The sequence below is a fragment of the Litorimonas taeanensis genome (assembly GCF_003634015.1).
Taxonomy (GTDB): domain Bacteria; phylum Pseudomonadota; class Alphaproteobacteria; order Caulobacterales; family Maricaulaceae; genus Litorimonas; species Litorimonas taeanensis.
Window position 1 is genome coordinate 895,695 of record NZ_RBII01000002.1, and the last position, 22,274, is coordinate 917,968.

General features: G+C 48.8%; 21 protein-coding genes. 8 read left to right on the forward strand and 13 right to left on the reverse strand.

The annotated features are described in order from the left end of the window. Window positions 1–18: 18 nt before the first annotated feature. Together DES40_RS12220 and DES40_RS12225 are read right to left on the reverse strand one after the other, a co-directional pair. Entirely contained in the window at window positions 19–4,242 is a 4,224-nt protein-coding gene (locus DES40_RS12220; RefSeq protein ID WP_121102562.1) for a translocation/assembly module TamB domain-containing protein, read from the reverse strand. After that, the gene (locus tag DES40_RS12225) at window positions 4,242–6,044 is read right to left on the reverse strand and encodes an autotransporter assembly complex protein TamA (protein ID WP_121102565.1); all 1,803 of its coding nucleotides are present in this window, start codon (window positions 6,042–6,044) and stop codon (window positions 4,242–4,244) included. Before DES40_RS12225 ends, DES40_RS12220 begins: the two co-directional genes overlap by 1 nt. Window positions 6,045–6,838: 794 nt before the next feature. Between DES40_RS12225 and DES40_RS12230 the strand changes: the two genes are divergently transcribed. Then, on the forward strand, window positions 6,839–8,476 hold the full coding sequence (locus DES40_RS12230) for a SulP family inorganic anion transporter (RefSeq protein WP_121102567.1): 1,638 nt from the start codon (window positions 6,839–6,841) through the stop codon (window positions 8,474–8,476). 95 nt (window positions 8,477–8,571) lie between these two features. Continuing rightward, complete coding sequence (locus DES40_RS12235) at window positions 8,572–9,453, forward strand: dienelactone hydrolase family protein (protein WP_121102569.1); 882 nt, start codon at window positions 8,572–8,574, stop codon at window positions 9,451–9,453. Window positions 9,454–9,563: 110 nt separating this feature from the next. Here the strand turns inward: DES40_RS12235 and DES40_RS13270 are convergent, their stop codons facing one another. Together DES40_RS13270 and mnmA are read right to left on the reverse strand one after the other, a co-directional pair. Then, entirely contained in the window at window positions 9,564–9,740 is a 177-nt protein-coding gene (locus DES40_RS13270) for a hypothetical protein (protein ID WP_170144986.1), read from the reverse strand. Window positions 9,741–9,851: 111 nt separating this feature from the next. After that, on the reverse strand, window positions 9,852–11,030 hold the full coding sequence (gene mnmA, locus DES40_RS12240) for a tRNA 2-thiouridine(34) synthase MnmA (RefSeq protein WP_407656794.1): 1,179 nt from the start codon (window positions 11,028–11,030) through the stop codon (window positions 9,852–9,854). A gap of 287 nt (window positions 11,031–11,317) precedes the next feature. Here mnmA and sciP point away from each other — a divergent pair, with 287 nt between their 5' ends. Further along, window positions 11,318–11,590 carry a CtrA inhibitor SciP gene (gene sciP, locus DES40_RS12245; protein WP_121102571.1) on the forward strand — a complete coding sequence of 91 codons (273 nt, stop codon included), beginning with the start codon at window positions 11,318–11,320 and terminating at the stop codon, window positions 11,588–11,590. Between the two features lie 178 nt (window positions 11,591–11,768). On the opposite strand, the gene DES40_RS12250 is transcribed toward sciP, so the two are convergent. Next, window positions 11,769–12,128: a response regulator gene (locus DES40_RS12250; RefSeq protein WP_121102573.1), complete on the reverse strand. Its 360-nt coding sequence runs from the start codon at window positions 12,126–12,128 to the stop codon at window positions 11,769–11,771. Window positions 12,129–12,301: 173 nt separating this feature from the next. Here DES40_RS12250 and DES40_RS12255 point away from each other — a divergent pair, with 173 nt between their 5' ends. The 3 genes from DES40_RS12255 (at window position 12,302) to DES40_RS12265 (ending at window position 14,739) form a co-directional block, all read left to right on the forward strand. Next, window positions 12,302–13,180 carry an N-formylglutamate amidohydrolase gene (locus DES40_RS12255; protein WP_121102574.1) on the forward strand — a complete coding sequence of 293 codons (879 nt, stop codon included), beginning with the start codon at window positions 12,302–12,304 and terminating at the stop codon, window positions 13,178–13,180. Between the two features lie 259 nt (window positions 13,181–13,439). Next, on the forward strand, window positions 13,440–13,844 hold the full coding sequence (locus DES40_RS12260) for a helix-turn-helix domain-containing protein (RefSeq protein WP_121102576.1): 405 nt from the start codon (window positions 13,440–13,442) through the stop codon (window positions 13,842–13,844). Between the two features lie 40 nt (window positions 13,845–13,884). After that, complete coding sequence (locus DES40_RS12265) at window positions 13,885–14,739, forward strand: inositol monophosphatase family protein (protein WP_121102578.1); 855 nt, start codon at window positions 13,885–13,887, stop codon at window positions 14,737–14,739. 22 nt (window positions 14,740–14,761) lie between these two features. Here DES40_RS12265 and DES40_RS12270 read toward each other — a convergent pair whose 3' ends face one another. The 3 genes from DES40_RS12270 to DES40_RS12280 form a co-directional block, all read right to left on the reverse strand. Then, window positions 14,762–15,769 (reverse strand): alpha/beta fold hydrolase, encoded by a 1,008-nt coding sequence (locus tag DES40_RS12270; protein WP_121102580.1) that lies wholly within the window; start codon window positions 15,767–15,769, stop codon window positions 14,762–14,764. Window position 15,770: 1 nt separating this feature from the next. Continuing rightward, window positions 15,771–16,064 (reverse strand): SCP2 sterol-binding domain-containing protein, encoded by a 294-nt coding sequence (locus DES40_RS12275; RefSeq protein ID WP_121102582.1) that lies wholly within the window; start codon window positions 16,062–16,064, stop codon window positions 15,771–15,773. 109 nt (window positions 16,065–16,173) lie between these two features. After that, the gene (locus DES40_RS12280; protein ID WP_121102982.1) at window positions 16,174–17,049 is read right to left on the reverse strand and encodes a class I SAM-dependent methyltransferase; all 876 of its coding nucleotides are present in this window, start codon (window positions 17,047–17,049) and stop codon (window positions 16,174–16,176) included. 236 nt (window positions 17,050–17,285) lie between these two features. Here DES40_RS12280 and DES40_RS12285 point away from each other — a divergent pair, with 236 nt between their 5' ends. Next, a complete protein-coding gene (locus tag DES40_RS12285) occupies window positions 17,286–17,765 on the forward strand; it encodes an Hsp20 family protein (protein ID WP_121102584.1) in 480 nt (159 codons plus the stop codon). Between the two features lie 71 nt (window positions 17,766–17,836). On the opposite strand, the gene DES40_RS12290 is transcribed toward DES40_RS12285, so the two are convergent. After that, window positions 17,837–18,880, reverse strand: a complete 1,044-nt coding sequence (locus tag DES40_RS12290; protein ID WP_121102586.1) for a 2-dehydropantoate 2-reductase — start codon at window positions 18,878–18,880, stop codon at window positions 17,837–17,839. A gap of 84 nt (window positions 18,881–18,964) precedes the next feature. Here DES40_RS12290 and DES40_RS12295 point away from each other — a divergent pair, with 84 nt between their 5' ends. Continuing rightward, window positions 18,965–19,783 carry a thioesterase family protein gene (locus DES40_RS12295; RefSeq protein ID WP_170144987.1) on the forward strand — a complete coding sequence of 273 codons (819 nt, stop codon included), beginning with the start codon at window positions 18,965–18,967 and terminating at the stop codon, window positions 19,781–19,783. A gap of 12 nt (window positions 19,784–19,795) precedes the next feature. Here DES40_RS12295 and DES40_RS12300 read toward each other — a convergent pair whose 3' ends face one another. The 4 genes from DES40_RS12300 to DES40_RS12315 all read right to left on the reverse strand — a co-directional run bounded on the left by DES40_RS12300 (window position 19,796) and on the right by DES40_RS12315 (window position 22,237). After that, entirely contained in the window at window positions 19,796–20,173 is a 378-nt protein-coding gene (locus DES40_RS12300; RefSeq protein ID WP_121102591.1) for a hypothetical protein, read from the reverse strand. Between the two features lie 13 nt (window positions 20,174–20,186). After that, on the reverse strand, window positions 20,187–20,744 hold the full coding sequence (locus DES40_RS12305) for a sigma-70 family RNA polymerase sigma factor (RefSeq protein ID WP_121102594.1): 558 nt from the start codon (window positions 20,742–20,744) through the stop codon (window positions 20,187–20,189). A gap of 1 nt (window position 20,745) precedes the next feature. Continuing rightward, window positions 20,746–21,441: an EF-hand domain-containing protein gene (locus DES40_RS12310; protein ID WP_170144988.1), complete on the reverse strand. Its 696-nt coding sequence runs from the start codon at window positions 21,439–21,441 to the stop codon at window positions 20,746–20,748. 91 nt (window positions 21,442–21,532) lie between these two features. Then, window positions 21,533–22,237 carry a MinD/ParA family ATP-binding protein gene (locus DES40_RS12315; protein ID WP_121102598.1) on the reverse strand — a complete coding sequence of 235 codons (705 nt, stop codon included), beginning with the start codon at window positions 22,235–22,237 and terminating at the stop codon, window positions 21,533–21,535. Between the last annotated feature and the right edge of the window lie 37 nt (window positions 22,238–22,274).

The following is a 22,274-nucleotide window of genomic DNA, read 5'->3' on the forward strand; positions in this document are numbered from 1 at the left end:
TAAACCCTGACTCAAGGATTAAAAATCACGTTCCCATTTCAGGGATAACGCTTGTTCATTATCCGCGCGAATACGGGAACTAAGAGAGATATTTTTTCGGATTTCCCAATCAATTATAGCGCCCGTTTGATCGGGGCCCGCTCCTGAGAAAACCTGTAAATAAACATCTTTGGCCAAATATCGCCCACCCACCAATTGGGCGCTGCCGTCTGGGCTGAAACTTACGCTTAATTGCGCGATGCCAAAAGCCGAGCGTAATCCGCCGAGCAAATCAAACCCTCCACCAGCGCCTGAAAATTGCGCTAAGGCCCCAGCAAGCTGCGCGGCTTCTATGGTTGATAGTTCCGTCGCGGAGCGGCCAAATAAGAGGGCAGAAAGTATTTCGTCTTGTGGGCGTTCTGGCGTGCTAGAAAGTTCGATTTCAGGTTTGCTCACCGTTCCCCCAATTGTAACGCTCGCATCTAGATTCTGAGTTTCAGTGACGGCCGTAAAGTCCACACGGGCATCAGCGAGGTCCCCATCAAAGGTGATCGTGCCATCTTCAAAATCGAGCGTTTTCCCGGCAATTTTATATCCGCCGCGAATAACGGTGGCTTCACCTGTAAATAACGGATCCACTAATGTGCCTTTAATTGTGGCTTTTATGCCCATCTCTACATCCAATCCGCGGCTGCGGATATAAATGCGGCGAGGCGCATCAATATTGATATCAAGATCAATGGGCGTGGCGGGGTTGCGCGCCACAACGACATCATCTTGGTCAGGACGATTAATTTCTTCTACATCGATTTCAATGACGCTCATATTTCCACTGACAAATTGCTTTACCTCGGCTCGGTTTATCGTGATGTCGCCCGAGAGCTTTGCGCTCTTAGCTTCGCTTAGAAACTCAAGGGCGCCGCTCACTTTGGCTTCGACGTCACGGCGGTCTAGGCCGCGAAAGTTCTCTGCTGCAATGTCAAGTTTGCCAAGGGGTCGTCCGAGCTCCCCGAGTTTAAATTCACCCGCGCCTGAAAGCGTGCCATCTTCGGAATCTCTGACAAAGACATCTTGGACAGATACATTATCATTGGTGAAATTTGCGGTGAAGCGGCCTTCTCTTATGCGCGTGCCTAGCTCAGGTGCCTCAAAACGAATATCACGCCCACTGGCTTGTCCTTCTACGCGTGGGGTTTGGGCTGTCCCGCTAACAATTATCTTAGCCGACAGACTGCCGTCGAGTTCCGCTTGGCTTGGTGTGACCAAACCAAAAATGGCCGCCGCGGCCCCCGAAGCGGTGAAATTGCCCGTAAGAGGGCGCTCCATATCAAGCCGTGTTTGCTGAAGTTCGGATTGGATAATCAGCGGTAAACGTAAATCGCCATTTGCATTGAAGCCGTTCGGCGCGCTTGCTTCGAGCGTAAAATCGGCCTCTTGATTTTCAATGGCGAAACGTATGGCAGAGGTAAGTCCGTCGCCTTTATCGACATCAAATCCGCGCCAATCGGTCAAGTTCATCACGCCGCCGCCTTGTATGCCGGCCTGTGCATTAGAGGATAACTCTATTTCCGCGCTGGCCCGCCCGCGTGTATCCGCAAGGTTGCCGGGAAGGGCCAATAATGTGATGGGCAGGTTTTTCGCGACAAGCGAAAACTCTTCATCGGCGGCCTCACGCAAATAGCTTATATCAATATCGCCATCGGATAGGCTTAGCGGCGCTTTTATATCGAAACGGCCTGCCTCATATGTTGAGAGGATAGGGCCGCGGCTCGTTATTTTGATGTCACCATAAAAAGCCTCTGGAGATATTGAAGCGCTGTAAACAGACCCATCTTTTCGGTCTAGGCTAAAGGGGGCTTCAAATTTAAATTGCCGTGAAATTAAATCATCACCGCGTTGGCCTTGTGTCTCTATCGTCCCGTTTAATCCCGCAAGCGTCCCTTGGGCTTCGGCTTGTAAATTATCGAAACGAAATTCGCCCAAAGCGATTTCCTTTGCGTCTATTGTAAACCCAAGCCCTTGTTCACCTGAGGCATCAGAGAGGGTGAGTGCGGCGCGTGCATATTGTCCATCTTGTTCCGGCAGTCGCAAATTGAGCTGCCCAGATATAAGGCCCGTCTTGGCGCGTTTCAGAGCGCCGTTCACGGTTTGGCGGCCGAGGGTGATGTTGATGTCTTCGGCGATATAGCTATCTGTTGTCGAGGCGAATTGCGCACTGGCCATAAACGCACCTTGCGGCGTTTCAGCATCAATTTGCACAGGGCCTTTTGGCGCTTTTAAAATGTCAGAAATCTCTGTTCGCAGACGAATATTTTGCGCCGCATAATTTTGAAACGAGAGCCTATCTGTTTCCGCATCAAGACGAAGGGCAGGATTGTCAATTGGCCCTGTTACGGTAAAGCGGGCTTCATTCTCTTGACCTTCACGGCCCAGTGACACGCCTTTATACGCAAGGGGGCCAGAGAGCAGGGCTTCACCTGATATATTGAGGGTTTGGCCAATCGTCCCTGTCATGGCCGCTTTGGCTTTACCCGCCATGAGGCTTGCCTCGGAAAGTTGAACCCCGCCCGTCACTGGGTTCATTTTAATATTAAAGACGAGCTGTTCTCCAATAAGGTCGTCCAAAGGCGGGGTTAACTCTGCGCTTGGCCGAAAGGCCCCATTGGTTGAAATGGCCAATAAAGATTTAGGCGTTTTGCGCAGGGCAAATTCCGCCTTTAAAGCGCCAGATGTCAAGGTGTCAGAGGTTAAGGCGCCAGAGGCTTGGGCGTCATTTGAAATTATATCAAACGCGCCTTGCCCCGTAAGGTTTAAGGCCTGACCATCTGTTGTCAGGGACCCTTTGCCCTGCACTGTATTTGCGCCAGACGATAATGAAAGATTGGCCAAGGTCAGGCGGGTTGTTTCTGAATTATACTGCCCCGAAATTGAGAGCGATGTTTTCGGTGCGAGTTTAACAGGCAGACGCGTGTCTGTGTGTAAATTTCTAATATTGAGGTCAGTCTTGAAACTATAGTTGTCTTGTGTGTTTTGCTCCGCATTGAGTGGGCCTGTAATTGATTGTGCCTTACCATAGGGGGTGGAAAGAGTGTTGACCGTCAGCTTGCCATTAAACTTATAAGGCGCGCGTAGGTTCAATGTGCCATTGGCTTCAGCGCTGCCTGCCGCATAGCCTTCGGGCAGAGGGTAAAAGGCTGAGAGCTTATTGACCTTGGCATCAATAACGGCGGAATGCGGGCGGTACTCATCTTTGGGTAAGACGCCATTCATGCGCACAGAAAGACCGGGAACATTTATATCAGCTGAAAAAGGATACGGCGCCGTCCGGCGGTCAATATTTAATTCAGAGTCTAATTTAGGGCCTAATCTTTGCTTCACGGCCTCAAATGCAGGCCAGTCTTCAAGATTAATGACGGCGTTCCCTTTCAGCGCCTCAGGCGTCCAGAGCGTTTGCATCGCCACGGCCTCGGCGCCGCCGAAATAAACCGAAAGCACGCCTTCTCCATTTTCGGGTGTGCCTTTCAGCGTGCCATGGCCCTTCACCACCGACCCGATTGGCGCTTTTAATAGCTCCGCTATCGGGCCCTTATCTTGGCCTTCTAAATCAAAGACTCCAGACATGACGCCCACATCTGTGCGCGAGAAATCTAGGGCCAAGCTATCGCCTTCTCGGTCAAGGCGCTCGGCTTTTAATTTTACATTCACGGCGCCACTGGGCTGGGCAATAAATTGCCCTTGGGTTTCTAGGCTTACAAATTGTCCTGCCAATGCCGCGTTCAGGTCTATGGTTTTTATATTAAAACTTTCAATCGTGACCTTTGGTATGTCTCCCTCTGAATTTGATGGGTTTAAGTTAGGGCGTCTGAGAATTTGAGTGTTTTCAACGGCAAATTTTTGCACCCAGATATGGCCTTTGAAATAAGCAAAGGGCTTCCAGCTTAGCTCTATGTTTTGGGCTTCTAACCAGAGGCCTTCTTTATCTTTGAGTTTTATGGACTCAACATAGAGCGTATCAAGAGGGTCGCCCGACAGCCCCGAAATTTGGAGGCTTTCAATAGGGCCAAAACTGCGTTTATTGATTTGCTCTGCAATGAAATTTCCACCCGCCGCCGTGGTGATAAAAAGGCGCAGCGCAATAAGAAAAAGAATAAGAAGGCCGATGAGAGCCAACACCCCCCAATAGAGGCGCTTCACCCATCGCCTTTGTTTAGGCTTGATGTCGGGCTCTGTTTGCGGCTTGGCTTGCGGCGTTGACGTTTCCATTAAAAAGCCTGCCCGATGGAAAGGTATATTTGGAAATCATTATCCCCATCCCGCTTGTTTAGCGGTATCGCAATATCGGCGCGCAGCGGTGCAAAGCTGGTATAATAACGAATACCTAGGCCTGCGCCGTAACGCACATCTTCTAGGTTCGGTAAGTCATTGGGCACAACACTGCCGGCATCAATAAAGGCCACGGCGCCAAAAGGGCTGTCGCCGTGATAACGAATTTCGGCGCTGGCTTCGGATATAGAGCGTCCTCCAATCACATCATCATTTTCATCAATAGGCGAAATGGTTTGATAACCAAAGCCTCTGACAGACCCGCCGCCGCCGCCATAAAACCGCCGATTCAGAGGGATTGTGTCGAGGTCAGCGCCGAAAATAGTGCCCGTTTTCACGCGGCCTGCAATGACAAGGCTATCTGATATTTTTTTATAGTGACTGGCAGAGATTTGCGCGGTTGTGAAAAGTCCATCGCGATTACCAAAATTATAAGTCGGCGTGACATTGGCTTCGACAAGCACGCCTTTCACCGGATCAAGCAAGGAATTACGCGAGTCATAGCTCGCTGTCCCTAAACCGTCCAACAGATAGGCCGTCACATCTGTGCCGTCTTCTTCGTAACGAGAGGCTTCGAGTCCTACACCCAGACCGAGCTTAAAGCGTTCCGAAAATTTTTGTGTAATCAGGGCATTCCCAGACACCCTCTCTCCGGTGAATGCGTCTGTGTCTTCTTTGGCAATTTCAGACGAAAGATCCAAAGCGCGGTCAACACGAAACATATAAGGTATGTTATAATCAACGCCAAAACGGATTTGATTGGTTTTAACGCCTGCATTCAGCGTCAAAGTTTGGGCATATCCAATGAAATTGCGCCTTTCATAGGAAAGCTCGACCCCGCTGCCATCTGTTGTTGAATAGCCTATTTCGCCCGTGACAGTATTGATGTCACCTTGTTCCACATTCAATAAAATATTGCGTGTTACGGTGCCGTCTGCATTGGGCGTTTTGTCTGTGTTTAAGGTCGCGGTAGCGCTGTCAAATGCGCCTGTGGCAATGACGCGGCTTGAGAGCTTGTTTAATTTCGTGTCGCTAAAGACTTCGCCCGTTTCAAAAGGAGAAATCATTTCAGGCCAAGATTTAATTAAATAGGCAGACCCGCTCGTTTCAATTCCGCCAAAGCGCGTTTTGTCGCCAATTGAAAAGTTAAATGTCAGAGCCATGGTTTGGCTGTCATGGTCTACAATGGCTTTGCGCGGCTGCGTTTTCGTTTCAGGATATCCATGCGCTTTGAGATAATTCACCGCGCGAATTTCGGCGGCGACAATTTCCGCGGAAAGGGCCGGGGCGCCTTCGGCTAGCAAAGCCGTTTTATTGACGGCGTCGACAACGTCAGGCTGATTGTCGTCATACAAAATTTTGACAGAGCCAAAAGTAAATTGCGGGCCAGGTTTAATAACCAGAATAGGTTGAGGCGCTTTGCGAACCGATGTGTCTCCATCGGATGTGAATTCTTCGATGCGTGCTTTTATTTCGGCACCATAATAGCCTTGAGACCGCATAACGATGCGGCCTTGCTCTGCCGCTTTTTCAACACGTCTTCGGGCCTGCGCCAAAGAGCGCGGCGGCGCTCCAGCTTCGCCAATGACGCCAGCTAAAAGGGTGCGAAGCTCAGAAGGCAGCTCCCCTTCGATCTTCACCAATGGTGTTGCGGCCTGCGCTTGGACAGCCCATAGACTCGCGCCCATGCCAATCGTCAACATCAAGACATATCGTGTTGGAGAGGTCAATTTTGGCGTCAAATCCTATTCTTAAATTCAATACGCATTAGTCCCAATGACGTTCCAAAAATATTTCGCGTCCAAAAACACTTCACGGCGCGCGGGATGGGCGTTTCGAGATAGCCCAAGGGCGATAGGCTGTATAGCAGAGACTGCAGAGCAAAGGGCCTTGCAATCGCTCTGCGGTTATCGGTTTTGCGCCGTTCTTTTATTTACATCCACACAAGGAAAAGGATGCGCCATGAACAGGCCTCATAAATCTAAGGCCTTAGAGATATTTTGCAAAATTACATCCACGGTGGTTTGAGTGGCCATAGATTAAATCTGTTCTTTATGGCGGGCCTGATCGTACGTTGGATTGGCATAAAGATGATGTGCGTCGTTGAACGCTTTGGGCTGTAACGGGCCGAAAGCTATTAGGCGGCCTGATGCGTGCTATCAACGCCTTGTAATGAGGGGTCTTTTGGCCATCAGTGGAAAAACATGTCACCGTGTGGCCGTAGGGTTACAAAAATACTTTTCGCGAACCAGGGTTTCCCAGCCCGTAACCTAATGACCACACGGACGCCCTTTTCCATTCAGAGTAAAACATTAAAGAGAAAGATAGAGAGCAATTAGACAGAAGAATGAAACAGAGACATGCAATAAACAAAATTAAGTCAGCCAGATAATACCATATAAAGGTAAGCTGGATTGTAAAATGGCCAAGGCTTTTGCGGGGCGGGCGCCCGCCTGACCGTTTTATAACCTTGATAATTTGTCATGAACGCGCTAACCGCCGCGCCAATTACTTATGACGCCATGTCAGGAATCCCATGTTACGTTCTAGTCTCTCAGCCTTTGCTGATCGCATCTCTATTCCCGCGCGTCGCCGGTCTGGCCCGCTAACCTTTACGCCCAACCGGATTAAGGTCGAGATATTGGCAGGTTTAACCGTGGCCCTAGCGCTCGTGCCCGAGGCTGTGGCCTTTGCTTTTGTGGCCGGCGTTGAACCCTTAGTGGGCTTATATGCGGCCTTTATTGTCGGATTAATTACAGCCTGCTTTGGCGGACGTCCCGGCATGATTTCAGGCGCAACAGGGGCGCTGGCCGTGGTTATGGTGGCGCTTGTGGCCCAACACGGCGTTGAATATTTATTTGCGACAGTTGTTTTGATGGGCCTCATGCAAATTGCGGCAGGCGTCTTTAAACTTGGGAAATTTATCCGCCTTGTGCCTCACCCCGTGATGCTGGGTTTTGTGAATGGTCTCGCCATTGTTATTTTCCTTGCCCAAATGACACAGTTCCAAACGGCGCCAGCCCCTGCCGGGGAAAGTCACGGCCCTTTTAATATGCTACATGGTACATGGATGAGCGGTGCTACGCTCTATATGATGCTCGGACTTGTTGCGCTGACGATGTTTTTAATTTGGGCGACACCCAAAGTGACCAAAATTATTCCTGCGCCTTTGGCGGGTATCGGCATTGTGTCCATTTTGGTTATTGCGCTGAATATTCCTGTCCCAAATGTCGGTGATATGAGCTCTATTAAAGGCGGGCTTCCGCCATTCCATATGCCGCAAGTCCCTTTGAATATGGAAACCTTTGAAATTATCTTTCCTTACGCCTTAATTCTGGCGGCGATTGGTTTGATAGAAAGCCTACTGACATTGAACTTGGTCGGGGAGATCAAAGAAGAGCGCGGCGGAGCCTCACAAGAATGTGTGGCCCAAGGCGTAGCCAATACGGTCACGGGATTTTTTGGCGGCATGGGCGGTTGCGCTATGATTGGCCAATCTATGATTAATATTAAATCGGGCGCTCGCACGCGGCTTTCTGGCATTGCGGCGGCTCTATTCTTATTGGCGTTTATTTTGTTTGGGTCTTCAATCATTGAACAAATTCCTTTGGCGGCTTTGGTTGGCGTCATGTTCATGGTGGTTATCGGCACTTTTGCTTGGCAGTCTTTGACCATTATGCGCCGTATCCCGCTGACAGATGCTTTGGTGATTGTGATTGTGACCCTTGTAACGGTTTGGCATGATTTGGCTGTGGCGGTTGTCGTCGGTGTCATAATTTCTGCGCTGACATATGCGTGGAATAATGCGCGCCGTATCGATGCCGATATCGAAGAAACGGATGACCAAAAAATTTACAAAATTGAAGGGCCATTATTCTTTGGTTCTGCCGAAGGGTTTTCAGAGCTTTTCACACCGAACACAGACCCTGATAATGTTATCGTTGATTTCAGCCGTTCTCGTGTGGTTGATCAATCTGCCTTACAAGCGATTGAAAATCTTGCTGCTAAATATGAATCCGTGGGGAAAACGCTACAATTACGTCACTTAACCCATGATTGTCATAGGCTCTTGAATAAAGCAGGGCAGTTGATTGTCGATTCAGATGATGACCCGGATTATGGGCTGGCAGTCAATTACAATGTCAAAACAGGTGCCTTTGGCGGCGGTCATTAAATCCATCCTCGCCTATCACATTGATGTTAGCTTTGGTTTTCGGCCTTGATGGCACATCCCTTGGGGACTAGCCTAAGCTATAGGAGGAGGCATTTATGTGTGATGACATTACAGAAATTGAAAATCAGGGATTTTACGAAAAGCAAATAACGCGGCGCGACTTCAGCCTTATGGCAGGCGGGGCGGCGATTTCCGTTGCGTTTGCAGGCTGCGTGCCGGGCGAAGCCAAGGCGGGTGTGGCAGAACAAGACGTCATGATTGAAACGCCTGATGGCGTGGCGGATGCATATTTCGCCCATCCTTCGAGCGGGGCGCATGCCGCGGTTCTGATTTGGCCAGATATTGTGGGGCTTCGCCCTGCTTTTAAAATGATGGCGAAACGTCTGGCTGATGATGGTTATGCGGCGCTTGTCATCAATCCATATTACAGACAGGTCAAAGGGGCTCTGGTCGAAGTGGGCCAGACATTTAAAGACCCTGCCGTCAGAGAAAAAATTATTCCTTATGCGCGCGCCCTCACTCAAGAGACAAACCGCACAGATGCCCGCGCCTTTGTGGCGTGGCTGGATGCGCAAGCGGCCGTTGATACGTCGCGTAAAATTGGCACAACGGGTTATTGCATGGGCGGCCCCATGACGATGATTGCGGCGGCCGAAGTACCAAATCGTATTGGTGCGGGGGCTTCCTTCCATGGCGGCGGTTTGGCCACAGATAAAGAGAATAGCCCGCATCTGTTAATTCCGAAAATGCAGGCAGATTATTTAATTGCGATTGCGGAAAATGATGATGCGCGAGACCCTGAATCCAAAACGGTTTTGGCATCGGCTTTTGCGGATGCGGGATTAGACGCAGAAATCGAAGTTTATGAAGGGACGCAGCATGGCTGGTGTCCGCCAGACTCGGCTGTTTATGATGAAGCCGCGGCCAATAAAGCTTGGGCGAGAAAACTTGCTCTGTTCGAAAAGGCTTTAGCCTAGACAGCTATGCCCGTCACTTTGCAGGCATGAAGTCTACAGGCTGGAGTTAGTGACAGCGAGAATAGAAATTTAAAACGGCAAAGGGACAATCGCCCTTCATTGTTAAAGGGCTAGTCCTCTGGTGTTTCATTTCGCGCGGCGGCTTTGGCTTTCAGAGCCGCCAAGTCACGTTTGCGTGCCCGTCTTTCTTCCTCGAACTTACGTTTTTGTTTTGTATTAATACGCCATAAGCCAAAGAATAAGACAGCGGCCACGACTGTGATTAAGATTAGGGTGTTTTCACTCACACAAAGCTCCAATGGAATTGCTCATCTTTTAAAGATAGATGTATTTCAACGGGGTTCAAGTTGAAACGCTGTTATCTCTTTTGCGAATGCGGCGTTAGGCTAGCAGGGGCGCTACTCTGTGCGGGTGATCCAGCCCCCACCGAGTGTCCGCGCGGCTTGGTCGTCATTGGCATAGAACACGCAGGCTTGCCCCGGAGACAGGCCCATATCCGGAGTATCCAATTCAACAATGATATGATTACCAGACAGGCGCAAATGCGCAGGGGCAGGGGGACGCGTTGAACGGACTTTGACCTTGATAGCCATACCATCCAATTCGGGGCCAAATTCACCTTGGCCAATCCAATTAATATCTGTGAGCCAGAGTTGAGAGCGCTCCAGTGCTTTACGAGGCCCGACTATGACTTCACCTTTATCGGCGTCAATGCGAACGACGAAGAGAGGATCGGCGCCAGAGCCATCTGGCAGGCCGAGCCCGCGTCTTTGTCCAATAGTGTAATACATAACGCCGCGATGCGTGCCCAATACTGTACCGTCCATATGGACAATATTGCCTGGGGTGGCGGCCTCAGGGCGGAGCTTTTCTATCACATCTGTATATTTTCCTGTGGGAACGAAGCAGATATCTTGGCTGTCTGGTTTAGAGGCGACATTCAATCCCATTTCAGAGGCGAGCTTACGGGTTTCGGATTTATCCATAGCGCCCAAGGGGAAGCGCAAGAAGTCCAATTGTGCCTTGGTCGTCGCGAAGAGGAAATAGCTTTGGTCTTTGCCGCCGTCATGCGCGCGGTGCAGTTCTGGGCCATTTGGGCCTTCTACGCGGCGGATATAATGCCCCGTCGCCATGCAATCGGCATCAAGATCTTTGGCGACCTGCAAGAGGTCACGGAATTTAACGGTTTGGTTGCAGCGCACACAAGGAATAGGCGTGGCCCCTTGGAGATAGGTATCTGCAAAGTCGTCAATGACGCTTTCTTTGAAATTACTTTCATAGTCGAGGACATAATGGGGGAAGCCCATCATCTCTGCCACGCGCTGAGCATCATAGATATCTTGGCCCGCGCAACAGGCTTTGGCCTTTTGTATCGCTTCACCGTGGTCATAGAGCTGTAAGGTGACACCGACCACATCATATCCTTGTTGCGCCAATAAGGCCGCGCAGACAGAACTGTCCACGCCGCCGCTCATGGCAACAACGACCCGTGTTTCGGATTCTGGCTTGGCAAATCCAAGCGAATTCAGCTTGGATTTTTCGCCCGATTTCAACTTATTTGCGAGAGGAGAAGTAATTACGCGTTACCTTTTCAAAAAAATATCAATTAATTTTAGGTCTTTCAGAGGCCCATATAGTGAGGAGTTTGTTTCAAGTCGACACAAAGGCGCAGAAATATGCGCCAGAATCTCCTTTATGAATCAATATGTTGCCTGTTCTGTAAACCTTTCTTAACCGTAATGTCGATTCTGTTAACCTTCGTAAACAACTGATTTTGTTCGGTTTTTCCGAATCAATTTAAACTCTTTTTAACATCCGCGCGCTAGATAAATTTCATAATAAGAAGTCATATAAGGGCAGTAAAATGACTGACCAACGCGTGAAAAGAGAAAATGTTGTTATTGGACCCGAAGGGACGCCTTTAACATTAGCCGACCTTCCTAAGCCTGATACGGTAAGATGGGTCATTCGCCGCAAGGCCGAAGTTGTCGCCGCCGTTCGCGGGGGGCTTCTCACTTTGGACGGTGCCTTAGATCGATATGGATTATCGAGCGAAGAATTTATGGCGTGGCAGAGATCTATTGAGAGCCATGGCATTGCAGGGCTTCGTACAACACGGGTTCAGCAATATCGCTAATTTCTAATGCCTCTTAATTTAAAGCCGTCAATCGGGCTGCGAATAGTTGATAAGAGCGCTCCAAATATGATGAAAGCCGCTTCAATTTGAAGGCGGCTTTTTTATTGTCTGAATGTCAGGCCCAATATTCACCTATCCCAAGTTTCACCCATAATGAGGTGAAGAGGGGGCTTGAATTTTAGGCGGCGATAAGGCGATCCACTTCGTCAACCAATTGTCTGAGATGGACAGGTTTTGAGAGAACGGTGGTGTCAGCGGCGGCGGCATCCGACATGGCGACAGCGGCAAATCCCGTAATGAACATAATTTTGATGCCTGGTGAGAGCACTTCAGCTTGCTTCGCTAATTCAATCCCATCAAGGCCTGGCATCATAATGTCGGTTAAGAGCATATCGAAGGCGCCATCTGCAAATTTTAGAGCCCGTAAGGCGCGTTCGCCATCTTGGCACGCAATGACTTGATGCCCAGCTTTTTCCAAGGCCTTTTCAAAGAAACGGCGCATCGCATCATCGTCTTCTGCGTAAAGTATAGTAGCCATATTGCGTCCAGAGTTTATATATGTTCGATATTAGGTCAGTTTCGGCGGAATACTAGAATATATGCAGGTTTCCCGCCAAGTTTTATCTGATGCTCTATTGGAACTGTGATAGAGTTTATCCGTTAATGTTTATATAAGTCACACGTCATTTAGAAAGTTTGGATCCATCCTCAATGTCAAAAACGGCTTTAGAACAGGAACTGGAAAGTTTGCGGGTGTTATCCCCTGCCTTTACCCTTTCACAGCCTGCGCAATGGCGGGCAGGTCTTATTTTTTCATCCCCTCATTCCGGTCATATTTATCCGCAAAGCTTTATTGACCGTTCGGGTCTTAGCGTTGCCCAGTTACGCCGCAATGAAGATATTTTTATTCATAAATTGTTTAGTCCATGCGTTACAGCAGGCGCACCGCTTTTGGCGGCCCGGTTCCCGCGTTGTTATGTTGATGTGAATAGAGGAGAAGATGAGCTGCCGAGTGCTTGGGTGAAAGGCCCCTCCAAGCCGAGTGTGCGCGCGCAAGCGGGATTAGGGGTAATCCCAACCCATATGAGCGAATCCGTGGAGATTTATCGCCGTCCTTTGAATCTTGAAATTGCCGAATTGCGATTGGAACATCTTTACCGCCCCTATCACCAAGCTCTACAAGACTTGATTGACGATAGCGTTTCACGATTTGGACAGGCCTTATTAATTGACTGTCATTCTATGCCGGGCTTCTCGCCTATGGGGGCGCGCCGCCCTGATATTATTTTAGGGGATCGTTTTGGTAAATCCTGTCACCCCGATACGCTTGCCCGTATACAGGGTATTTTTCGTTCAGCAGGCTATACAGTCTCAACAAATTATCCTTATGCGGGAGGGTTCGTAACCACCCATTATGGCCGGCCAGAAACGGGTGTTGAAGCGCTCCAAATAGAAATAAATCGAGATTTATATTTGAATCCCGTCACTTTAGCCCCGAAACGGGGCTATGACCGCTTGGCAAATGACCTCGCGCGCATAATTCAAACAATAATCTATCAATCTATCCCTGATAGCCGTGCGGCCCAATAGAGAGACCTTAGCTTTGCACGAGTGAGCATTAGCAGGGCGATTGTCCCATTACGGTACAGAGAACTTAGGATTTCTCATATGTCAGGCGAGTAGTTGAAAATCTTTCGGTCATTTCTAAGGGGAAAAGGGAATTTTTCGGCCTTTTTTCACGCGAACAACCCTCAGGAGAATTAATTTAGTCAAATTTCGCCTAATTCCTGCTCTCTGGCACAAGGATTGCTGAGTAAGGAGCGTAATAAAAATAGATAGGGTGACTAAAATGACCAGTGAAATCGATCTTTATGTAGGGAAACGCCTTCGTCGTCGCCGTCGTCTTTTAGGCCTGACGCAGCAAAGTTTGGCCGAGCAGGTGGGCATTCGTTTTCAGCAAATTCAAAAATATGAATGTGGCGCAAATCGTGTGTCAGCGGCGCGGCTTTTTGAATTATCCGAAGCACTGTCGGTGCCAATTCAGTATTTCTATGAAGGTCTATCCTCTCATGACCCGCTTTTCCATGATCCAGATCCAGATGTTATCGCGCCTGATGTCTTGTCAAAGAAAGAAACTATGGATCTTGTGCGGGCTTATTACTCTATGGGTGAAGCGCCGCGTAAGCACCTTTTAGATTTAGCAAAATCTCTAGAAGCCAATACAAAGCCGAATTTACGGCTTGTATCGACTTAATCTATTTCCTCTCTTTTTAAGGTCATGTTAGGCTTGCCTTATGACCTTATCACCCCAAGCATTAGAGCTAGACATTAATGCGCGTCTTGAATTTATGGGCGCGCTTTCAAATGCGGCGCGGGCCATTACTTTGCCGCTCTTTCAAAGTCCCGAAGGTATAGTCAATAAGGCAGAAAAAACGGGTGTGACAGGCGAGGCCTATGACCCTGTAACTAAGGCTGACATAGAAGCGGAAATCGCCCTGCGCAAAATGATAACAGCGCAGTTCCCTCAAGATAGTATCGAAGGGGAAGAGTGCCCTGATTATGTCGGCGAGAACGATTTTTCTTGGACCCTAGACCCGATTGATGGCACGCGTGCCTTTGTCGCCGGTGTACCGGTCTGGAGCACGTTAATCGCCTTATCTTATAAGGGGCAGCCAGTCCTTGGGTTAATCGATGTCGCCGCGCTTGATAAATGTTATTTCGGCCGCACAGATGCCGCGAATAAATCGGCTTGGTGTATCCATAAAGGAGAGGCCGTGTCTCTCAAAACATCGCCTTGTGATGATTTAAGAGACGCTATTTTAGGCTGTACAGAACCTTTATCTATGTTGAAGCCCGGAGAATTAGCCGCCTATAATATTATTCGGCGCGGCGTGAAATTTTCTCGATTAGGTCTGGATGCACTCGGCTATGCGCTGATTGCTGAGGGACGAATGAATATTGTAATAGAAGCCCTTCTTAAACCGTGCGACGTCAGAGCGCTTATGCCTGTGATTGAAGGCGCGGGCGGGAAAATGACGAATTGGTATGGCGGTTCCCCTGTCGATGGGGGACGCGTGGTGGCGGTTAGTGATGCGGCTTTATTGCCAGAACTGTATACTTATTTACAGCGGGCTATGGACCCGAGGTAAAGCCATATTAGGCCGCGAAAATTTAAAGGGCTTGTTCTTCGAGGAATTTATCTATCAACGCCAAGAAGTGATTGCGATACGCATCTTTTTCTAAGAAGAGCTCATGTAATGCGCCAGGGATAACATCATAAGCCACCCCCGCATTTTTCGCGAATTCTTCGACCGAGCTAGGGTCCACAATCGGGTCGGCCCCCGCCGCGACCAAGAGGCCGGGGACGCGAAGGTTTTCAGCATTACGGTTTACATAGGCCATTGAAGAGAGCGCTGCGCTTATCCAGCCAAATGTAGGTTGCCCTACGCGTAGACGCGGGACACTTAAAAAATAGCTCGACCAAATCTTGTAACGATCTTTATCCGTCGTGAGTTTATTGGCCGTGAAGGAAACAGGCATGCCGTTTCGCTGTGATTGGAAAGGTAGGTTTTTCTCGCCTAATCCAACTTTTGCTAGCCCTGCAATGACCCAGCGCATAAGCGGCGTTTCAAGGTCGAAAAGGCCAAGCATGGGCGCGCTACAGATGACCGCAGACGGCGCTAGAACCCCGCTTAATATGGATTGTAGAACAATGGTTCCGCCCATTGAATGCCCCATGGCAATATGGGGACGCGGTAGATAGGCATCGAATTGTTTTGTCATATCAGACAAATCATCCGCATAGGTTTGGAAACTGTCGATATAGCTTTTTAATTTATCAGGTAATACGCGATCAGATAAACCTTGACCGCGAGGGTCAACCATAAATACACAAAATCCACGTGCAGTTAAATCGTGTATGGTTTCCCAGTATTTTTCAATAAATTCGGTTCGCCCCGGCGAGAATATAATAGTACCGCGTGGTGATTTTGTCTCGGGTTGAGCTAATAACACACGAAGCGTTATGCCGTCCTTTGTCGGGACGAAATAAGTCTTAGCTCGCTCATCAAGTCCGGTGGGGAGTGGGCGTCCGCCGGGTTGAATGATCTCAGCGGCGTCAAATGGCGGCACTACGCTTTGCATCATGAATGTGGCCGCGCCAAAGGCACGGCCAATCAAATTACATGTTTGAAAAGAGGCTTTGAAGGCCCATTGCAACTGACATATCGCCAGTGACTTTGAGTTTTCCTGACATGAACGCCATCATAGGGTCCAAATTGCCAGAGGCCAAAGCTACGAAATCGTCCTTAGAAACATTAATGACACAATCTGCATCATCATCAGAAACTTTGGCTTCTGTACCTTGTGCCCAAACAGCGCCTTCGCCGTCAAAATCAAATTTTACAGATTTATCAATGCCGCCGGCCTTGCCGAGCGCTTCTGTCATTTTTGCTGCGATTTCTGAATTTTCCATAAGGGTATCCTCTACTAAGTATTAGGTCTTATCTAGGGTTATGCCGAAAAATCGCAAGGGGGCTAGTCCTTTTTGCCCTATAGACGCGCATGATGACTATAAAGGCTTGCTATAAGGGTTTGCGGAATTTCAATGTTGCACGATCACTTTCACCGATATTTTTGTAAAGTTCCGCATTAAAATCAACGGCTTCGGGTGACCCAGCTTTTGGCGTAGCGGAACGCGGCGGCAAAGTCCAAACGCCCATTGGGTGGTCGGCCGTGTCTTTTGGATTTGCATTGATTTCGCTTGAGGCCACAAATTCAAATCCTGCTCGTATGGCAGCGTCTTTCATATAGCTTTCTTGCACATAGCCCGTGCGGCCATTGGGATCTTGTACGGCAGCTTCTGGCAGACGATGCTCAACTATACCCAGCGTACCACCGGGTTTCAGAGCCGCATAAAATTGGTTCATCGCTTGTTCGTAATATCCGCCGCCCATCCAATTGTGGACGTTCCGGAATGTCAGAATAACATCAATAGAGGCATCTGGTAAAATTGGCCCGTGATCTTTGTAAAAAGCTCCATACTCGATGTCGCCATATACGGATGTATCACTATAGGCCTCTTTATAGGCGGCAATGCGTTCGTCTAGACGCTCACTTTTCCCTTTAGGGTATAATACAGCAACGTAAGTGCCGTCATTTTCTGCGTAATAAGGGGCAAGAATTTTTGAATACCAACCGGGCCAGATTTCTGCGACTTTTTTGCCAGGCTCCACGCCAAAGAACTCCAAGGTTGGAAGAGGGTTCCGGAAAGCGTCGCGAGGGCGATCAGAATCACGGCGGGGGTTAGCGATAACCTCTGCGAGAGTGACAGGCGCAAGCGCTTGCGTTTCGGTTTCTGTGTCCACTGTTTCTGTTGAGACTGTTTCGCCAGAACAGGCAATGAGGGCTAATGTCGCCGCGCCTATGGCTGTTAGCTTAAGCAAAGAAGTCAATTTCATATTCGTCTCCGATAGATAGCCCATGAAAGGGAGCGTAAGTCCGCCTGTCAGTAGTTGAAGGCTTTTGTGACGGAAAGAGCGGAAGGGCACAATGACAAAAATTTCACACTTAGTTGACTTGAACCTTAGGATTTTAATCCCACCTTTCTCTTGCAAGTCGCCAATCGGGGCTTGTTAACTGAAACCAAGCCGCTTGAAAAAGGGCTTACATTTACATCGCTTTGAAAGGATGTCTCATGAGAACTTATGATTTTTCTCCCCTCTATCGCAATTTTGTTGGATTTGATCGCATGGCTAATTTAATCGACGCCGCTAGCCAAGCGAGCGCGAATACAGCCAGCTACCCCCCTTATAATGTCGCTCGTTTAGATGAAGACAGCTATCGTATTGAACTGGCCGTTGCAGGATTTGACACGGATAGTTTGGAAATACAGACCCATGAAAATGTGCTTACAATTTCAGGGAGTAATGCTTCTGACACGGCGAATGATGAGGTTGAATACCTCCACCGCGGCATTGCGGAACGCGGATTTGAGCGTCGTTTCCAGCTTGCCGATCATGTGCGTGTAACGGGGGCTAATTTGAATAATGGCCTATTGGTTATCACCTTACAGCGAGAAGTTCCGGAGGCATTAAAGCCAAGAACTGTCGCGATTACCAATTCTGACCAAAAATTAATTACACCGAAGCCTAGCGGTAAGGCTAAGGCTGCTTAAATAAAGTACACGCGACTACGTTAAGGCTTTCCCCTTAAGCGAGACGTAGCGTAAGAATGCGGTGTCATGTGTTAACCCCCCCTCCCAGTACGCATGGCACCGCTATTTCCTATCAAATCCCATATATCTTTACCGGACAGTTTTGGTGAGTAGCCTTTTTCAAAGGCAAGGTTTACGGCTTGTAAAATCGCTTGATTATGCGGGGCTGTCAGACCAATCGCCTCTGCTTGCCGAATAATTTCTCCTTGTAGATAGTCAATTTCAGAGACGCGGCCAGATTCAAGATCATCAAGCATAGACGACCGTGCTTTGGCATCCATTTTAACGATAAGCCGCATAATCAATTGATACCCCCAATTTGGAAGGCGCAATGTCTTCAGCAGAGCTGACGGTGTGCGGCCATTATAATGGCCAATCTCTATATTGTGGGCATTGGCAATTTTTAAGCCTTCTTCGACAATTGCGGCAAAGGCAAAACGATAGTGTTTTTGGGCAAAACATTCGCGTAAAGTCCCGCCATTAAGTGTGTTCAGGGCATTGTTTAAATTCACTAATAATTTGGCCCATTGATCTCCTTTAAAATTTCCACCGCAAAGATAGGCTTGGTTTGCCTCTGCAAAGGCCAGTTGCATATCGTGTGGGATATCCTGTTCAAATCGTATCGCGCCATCAGTTCCGCAATGATATTGCGCAGGGGCAGTGCGCGTGACGTTGAAGGGAATAATTGCGCCGGAAATGCGTTGAATTTTCTCACCCAATAGCTCTTGCAGAATGGGGACGTTACTGATGCCGTTCTGACAGCTTATAATATGGGCTTCGGGGAGAATGACCTGATTAAGTGACTTGGCCGCTAATTCTGTGTCTTGGCTCTTTGTACACAGTAAGATCACTGTGCGGTCTGACAGAGCCTCAACCGAGGTTTCAACGCGAAGCTGGTTTGGAGATAGGGTCAGTGCGTCACGGCTAAAATGCGAGAGTGTGAGTCCGTGATTTTGGGTGTCCTGTTGCAAAGCTTCGCGTCCGATAAAGACAACATCACAGCCCTTTGCCGCCAACATTCCCCCCAAATAACAGCCAATAGAGCCTGCGCCCAAAATACCAATTCGTGTTTTCATACTATGCAGGCTTGTTTCTAGTTGCGGGCCATAATTTCAGGCAGTTTAACGACGTGTATAAAGCCAGACCTAGGAAGTATGAACATGCCTGTCAAAGATACAGATAAACCCCTGGGTTTTCGAGACATTGCCGAAAGCCTGACCTTAACATCCGAGGGGTGGAAAGCTGAAATATGCGAAGGGTGGAAACAAGGCCGGACGGTGTATGGGGGATTGAGCGCTGCCTTAGCTTTAGAGGCCGTTTTTAGAAACCATAGTGATTTACCGCCGCTACGGTCTGCGAATATTGGTTTTATTGGCCCTGTTACCGATAACCCCGTTTATAAAACAGAAGTCTTACGCCAAGGCCGAAATGTCGTGACTATTGAAGCCAAAGGTTATGTCGACGAAGCTGTTGTCATCACTGTGACTTTTGCTTTTGGCGCGTCACGTGAATCAATTTTAGATGTGAATTGCCCCATGCCAGAGGCAAAAAGCCCTGCTCTATATGAGGCTTATACCCCAGAGCAAATACGAGCTTTCGTTCCTAATTTTTTCCATAACTTTGATACACGGCTAGTCGAAGGTAGCCGGCCTGTAACAGGGGCGGATAAAGGCTATATCCGTACATGGAGTCGCCATTTTGATACGGCCTCACGCGAGGGCATTTCTAGCCTGTTTTGTATCGCGGATGTGTTGCCGCCAGCGGCGATGCCAGTATTAACGCAGCCTGGGCCTGTCAGCTCTATGACGTGGATGTTTAACGTCCTAAGCGATAACCCCGAGACAGAAGACGGGTGGTGGCAGATTGAATCAGACTTAACCGCGGCGAAAAATGGCTATTCATCCCAGATCATGCGCATTTGGAATAGCCAAGGCGAATTAGTCGTTGAGGGGGTTCAAAGCGTCACGGTGTTTGTTTAATTAAATAGGAACTTAAATTGGAAGCGTTCCCGTGCCCAAGGCTGATTCATCATAAGATTCTTGTGTGTCCGTATTTTCAACCTCGTCGTCATAATGCACCCAAGCATATAAGGTCTCATACCCTAATTCGTCGGCGGCATCGGCAAGAAGTTCGGCTTCAACGCTATCAGTATCCGTGTTGAAGTTTTGCAGCGTTGAAAATCCTGCAAATCCCATAATCAGTGCCATTGCGGCCACTGCGCTCCATTTCTTCCAACGATTATCATTGGCCGCCGGGAGGGCCGTTTGTGCGGGACGCATAGCGGCCGCTTCGCGTAAGATACGGGCTTTTAATAGATCGCTAGGGGCTGGGGCCTGTAAGGTATTGAGGGTTTTATCGAGCGTGTTCATCTTTATCCCTTTTCTAAATCACTTCATTTTCAACGAATGGGCTCAGCGCCGTTTTTAAATTTTTACGCCCGCGAGATAGTAGGCTTTCATAAGCTTTTACATTTTGACCTAAAATCTCTGCGCCTTCTTTTTGCGAAACCCCTTGATAATAAGAGAGAGTTATCGCGGCGCGTTGTGTTTCGGGTAATTGTGCTAACGCTTGTTGTACATGTTTGGCAATGTCGGCTTGTTCTAAAGCGTCTAAACCATTGGGCGAAGTGTCATTTTGTTCCGGTACTTTATTCGTATAGATGGGGCCTTTTTTACGAAGCCGATCCAGGCAGTCATTTGTCGCGACGCGGCGCATCCACGTCAATAGATTTGCATTTCCAGATTGCCATTCAGGCGCTTTTTGCCAGAGCTTGAGAAAGGTGGATTGTGCCACATCTTCGGCCAAGGCAAGGTCGCCCAACATGTAAAATCCTATGGCATTGATAGTCTTCAAATGCCGATCCATCATGGTCGATAGGGCTGTCTCTTGCCCAGCCATAAGGCCAGGCAAGAGATCTGCATCTGGGTCAACTCTACCCATATTAACGCTGCGGCTTACCTTTGCGATCACCACCGCGCTTGCCCTTTTTATGGCCCTCGCCTTTGGTCAAAATGCCGTCACCATTAGCATCCATGCGTAAGAAGAGAGCATCAGACGCCGCCATATATTCGGCTAGGCTTACGAGGCCATCTTTATTCGCGTCCAGTTGGATGCGTTGTCCACGTTTGCGGTTCATTTTTTTGCGTTCACCGTCTTCGCTTCTTTCAGCTTTTTTCTCTGCCCGTTTAGCTTGGCGCGCCTCTTTGGCAGCCTGCTTTTCCGCATCACTGATAGTGCCGTCGCCATTTGTGTCTAAGCGCGCTTTGATTTTGTCTTTCATCGCTTCGCGGCGCTCGGTACGTTTTTCGCCTCGGGCTGCTGCAGCGGCTTCGGCCTCAGCTTCGGTCACAGAGCCATCGCCATTTAGATCCATTTTCTTAAATGTTTCAGAGCGGCGTTCTGCACGGCGAAGTTCACTGAGAGCTTTTAGCTCTTCCTTATCCAACATACCGTCAAAATTTGTGTCGGCTTGTGTGAAACGGGATTGTGCTTCGGCTCTGAATTCAGCCTGAGTAATCTGACCGTCTTGGTTTAGGTCCGCTTTGGGCGCAGCAAGAGCTGGCGCGATCAAAAGGCCCAAAGACGCTGCTGTGGCAAGAGACAAGACCTTAAAGCTTGTTTTACTTGTATTACGCATGAGAAGTCTCCTTATTGTTGCGTTCATAAACACAAACGGACTGGAAACCAAAATCCTTCGTTACATTACTGTAAGATATGTAAAGGCGTGATTAGGCGGCTTTCTCTGCGATCGCTTCACGTAATTGGCCGAGTAATCTGACGTCGAGGTGAGCGTCTGCGATATGGCCAGCATAGGGCGGCGGGGCGCCAAGATGGTCCCGCACCGTTTCAGAGAGCATTAACGCGGTTTCAACGGATTCAAGACGGTTCCCACAAGAAAGTATATGCGGATCAAATTCTGGGGCCCGTCTTCGGACGGCTTCTATCATCCAATAGGCTCTCATAAAGGCGTCAGACTTGGTGTCATAACCAATAAGGCAATTATCCCCTGCCGCGGCCAAGCGAATATGTGCATTGGTACAGCCGGGTTTGGCGACAACAAAAACCCAATCGAAATCCAAGGATAACGCCGCCAAACTGCCCAAGGCTTCATCAAGCGCAATATTACCAAGGCAAGCGACGTTATAATGCTCGTTCGCCGTGATATAAAGAGCGTCACGAAGCTGGGCTTCGCCCGATAGAACGTCTGCGAGTGTTTTATTGAAGACAACACCTGCACGGCTCATGGCATTGCCGCCCGTACAATCAAGGATAAGAACTGTTTCGCCATAGCTCGCGGCTTTTCGCCCTAAAGCAATGGCTGTATCAATGATTTGATCGCCAACTGGATTGGCCGATAATACTGGAATAAGGCGCCCGGCAGGTTGATATACATCCGACGCCGAAGGCGCATTTTTATTACTTAATTGGGCCACGATATAGTCCTCTATTCACCTAAAGACGGCTCTTTTG

What these genes read in the sequence shown, in the direction of transcription:
- DES40_RS12220 (WP_121102562.1), bottom strand. Translation starts at nt 4,242, where the DNA reads ATGGAAACGTCAACGCCGCAAGCCAAGCCGCAAACAGAGCCCGACATC.
- DES40_RS12230 (WP_121102567.1), top strand. Translation starts at nt 6,839, where the DNA reads ATGTTACGTTCTAGTCTCTCAGCCTTTGCTGATCGCATCTCTATTCCC.
- DES40_RS12235 (WP_121102569.1), top strand. Translation starts at nt 8,572, where the DNA reads ATGTGTGATGACATTACAGAAATTGAAAATCAGGGATTTTACGAAAAG.
- sciP (WP_121102571.1), top strand. Translation starts at nt 11,318, where the DNA reads ATGACTGACCAACGCGTGAAAAGAGAAAATGTTGTTATTGGACCCGAA.
- DES40_RS12250 (WP_121102573.1), bottom strand. Translation starts at nt 12,128, where the DNA reads ATGGCTACTATACTTTACGCAGAAGACGATGATGCGATGCGCCGTTTC.
- DES40_RS12255 (WP_121102574.1), top strand. Translation starts at nt 12,302, where the DNA reads ATGTCAAAAACGGCTTTAGAACAGGAACTGGAAAGTTTGCGGGTGTTA.
- DES40_RS12260 (WP_121102576.1), top strand. Translation starts at nt 13,440, where the DNA reads ATGACCAGTGAAATCGATCTTTATGTAGGGAAACGCCTTCGTCGTCGC.
- DES40_RS12265 (WP_121102578.1), top strand. Translation starts at nt 13,885, where the DNA reads ATGACCTTATCACCCCAAGCATTAGAGCTAGACATTAATGCGCGTCTT.
- DES40_RS12275 (WP_121102582.1), bottom strand. Translation starts at nt 16,064, where the DNA reads ATGGAAAATTCAGAAATCGCAGCAAAAATGACAGAAGCGCTCGGCAAG.
- DES40_RS12280 (WP_121102982.1), bottom strand. Translation starts at nt 17,049, where the DNA reads ATGAAATTGACTTCTTTGCTTAAGCTAACAGCCATAGGCGCGGCGACA.
- DES40_RS12285 (WP_121102584.1), top strand. Translation starts at nt 17,286, where the DNA reads ATGAGAACTTATGATTTTTCTCCCCTCTATCGCAATTTTGTTGGATTT.
- DES40_RS12290 (WP_121102586.1), bottom strand. Translation starts at nt 18,880, where the DNA reads ATGAAAACACGAATTGGTATTTTGGGCGCAGGCTCTATTGGCTGTTAT.
- DES40_RS12295 (WP_170144987.1), top strand. Translation starts at nt 18,965, where the DNA reads ATGCCTGTCAAAGATACAGATAAACCCCTGGGTTTTCGAGACATTGCC.
- DES40_RS12300 (WP_121102591.1), bottom strand. Translation starts at nt 20,173, where the DNA reads ATGAACACGCTCGATAAAACCCTCAATACCTTACAGGCCCCAGCCCCT.
- DES40_RS12305 (WP_121102594.1), bottom strand. Translation starts at nt 20,744, where the DNA reads ATGGGTAGAGTTGACCCAGATGCAGATCTCTTGCCTGGCCTTATGGCT.
- DES40_RS12310 (WP_170144988.1), bottom strand. Translation starts at nt 21,441, where the DNA reads ATGCGTAATACAAGTAAAACAAGCTTTAAGGTCTTGTCTCTTGCCACA.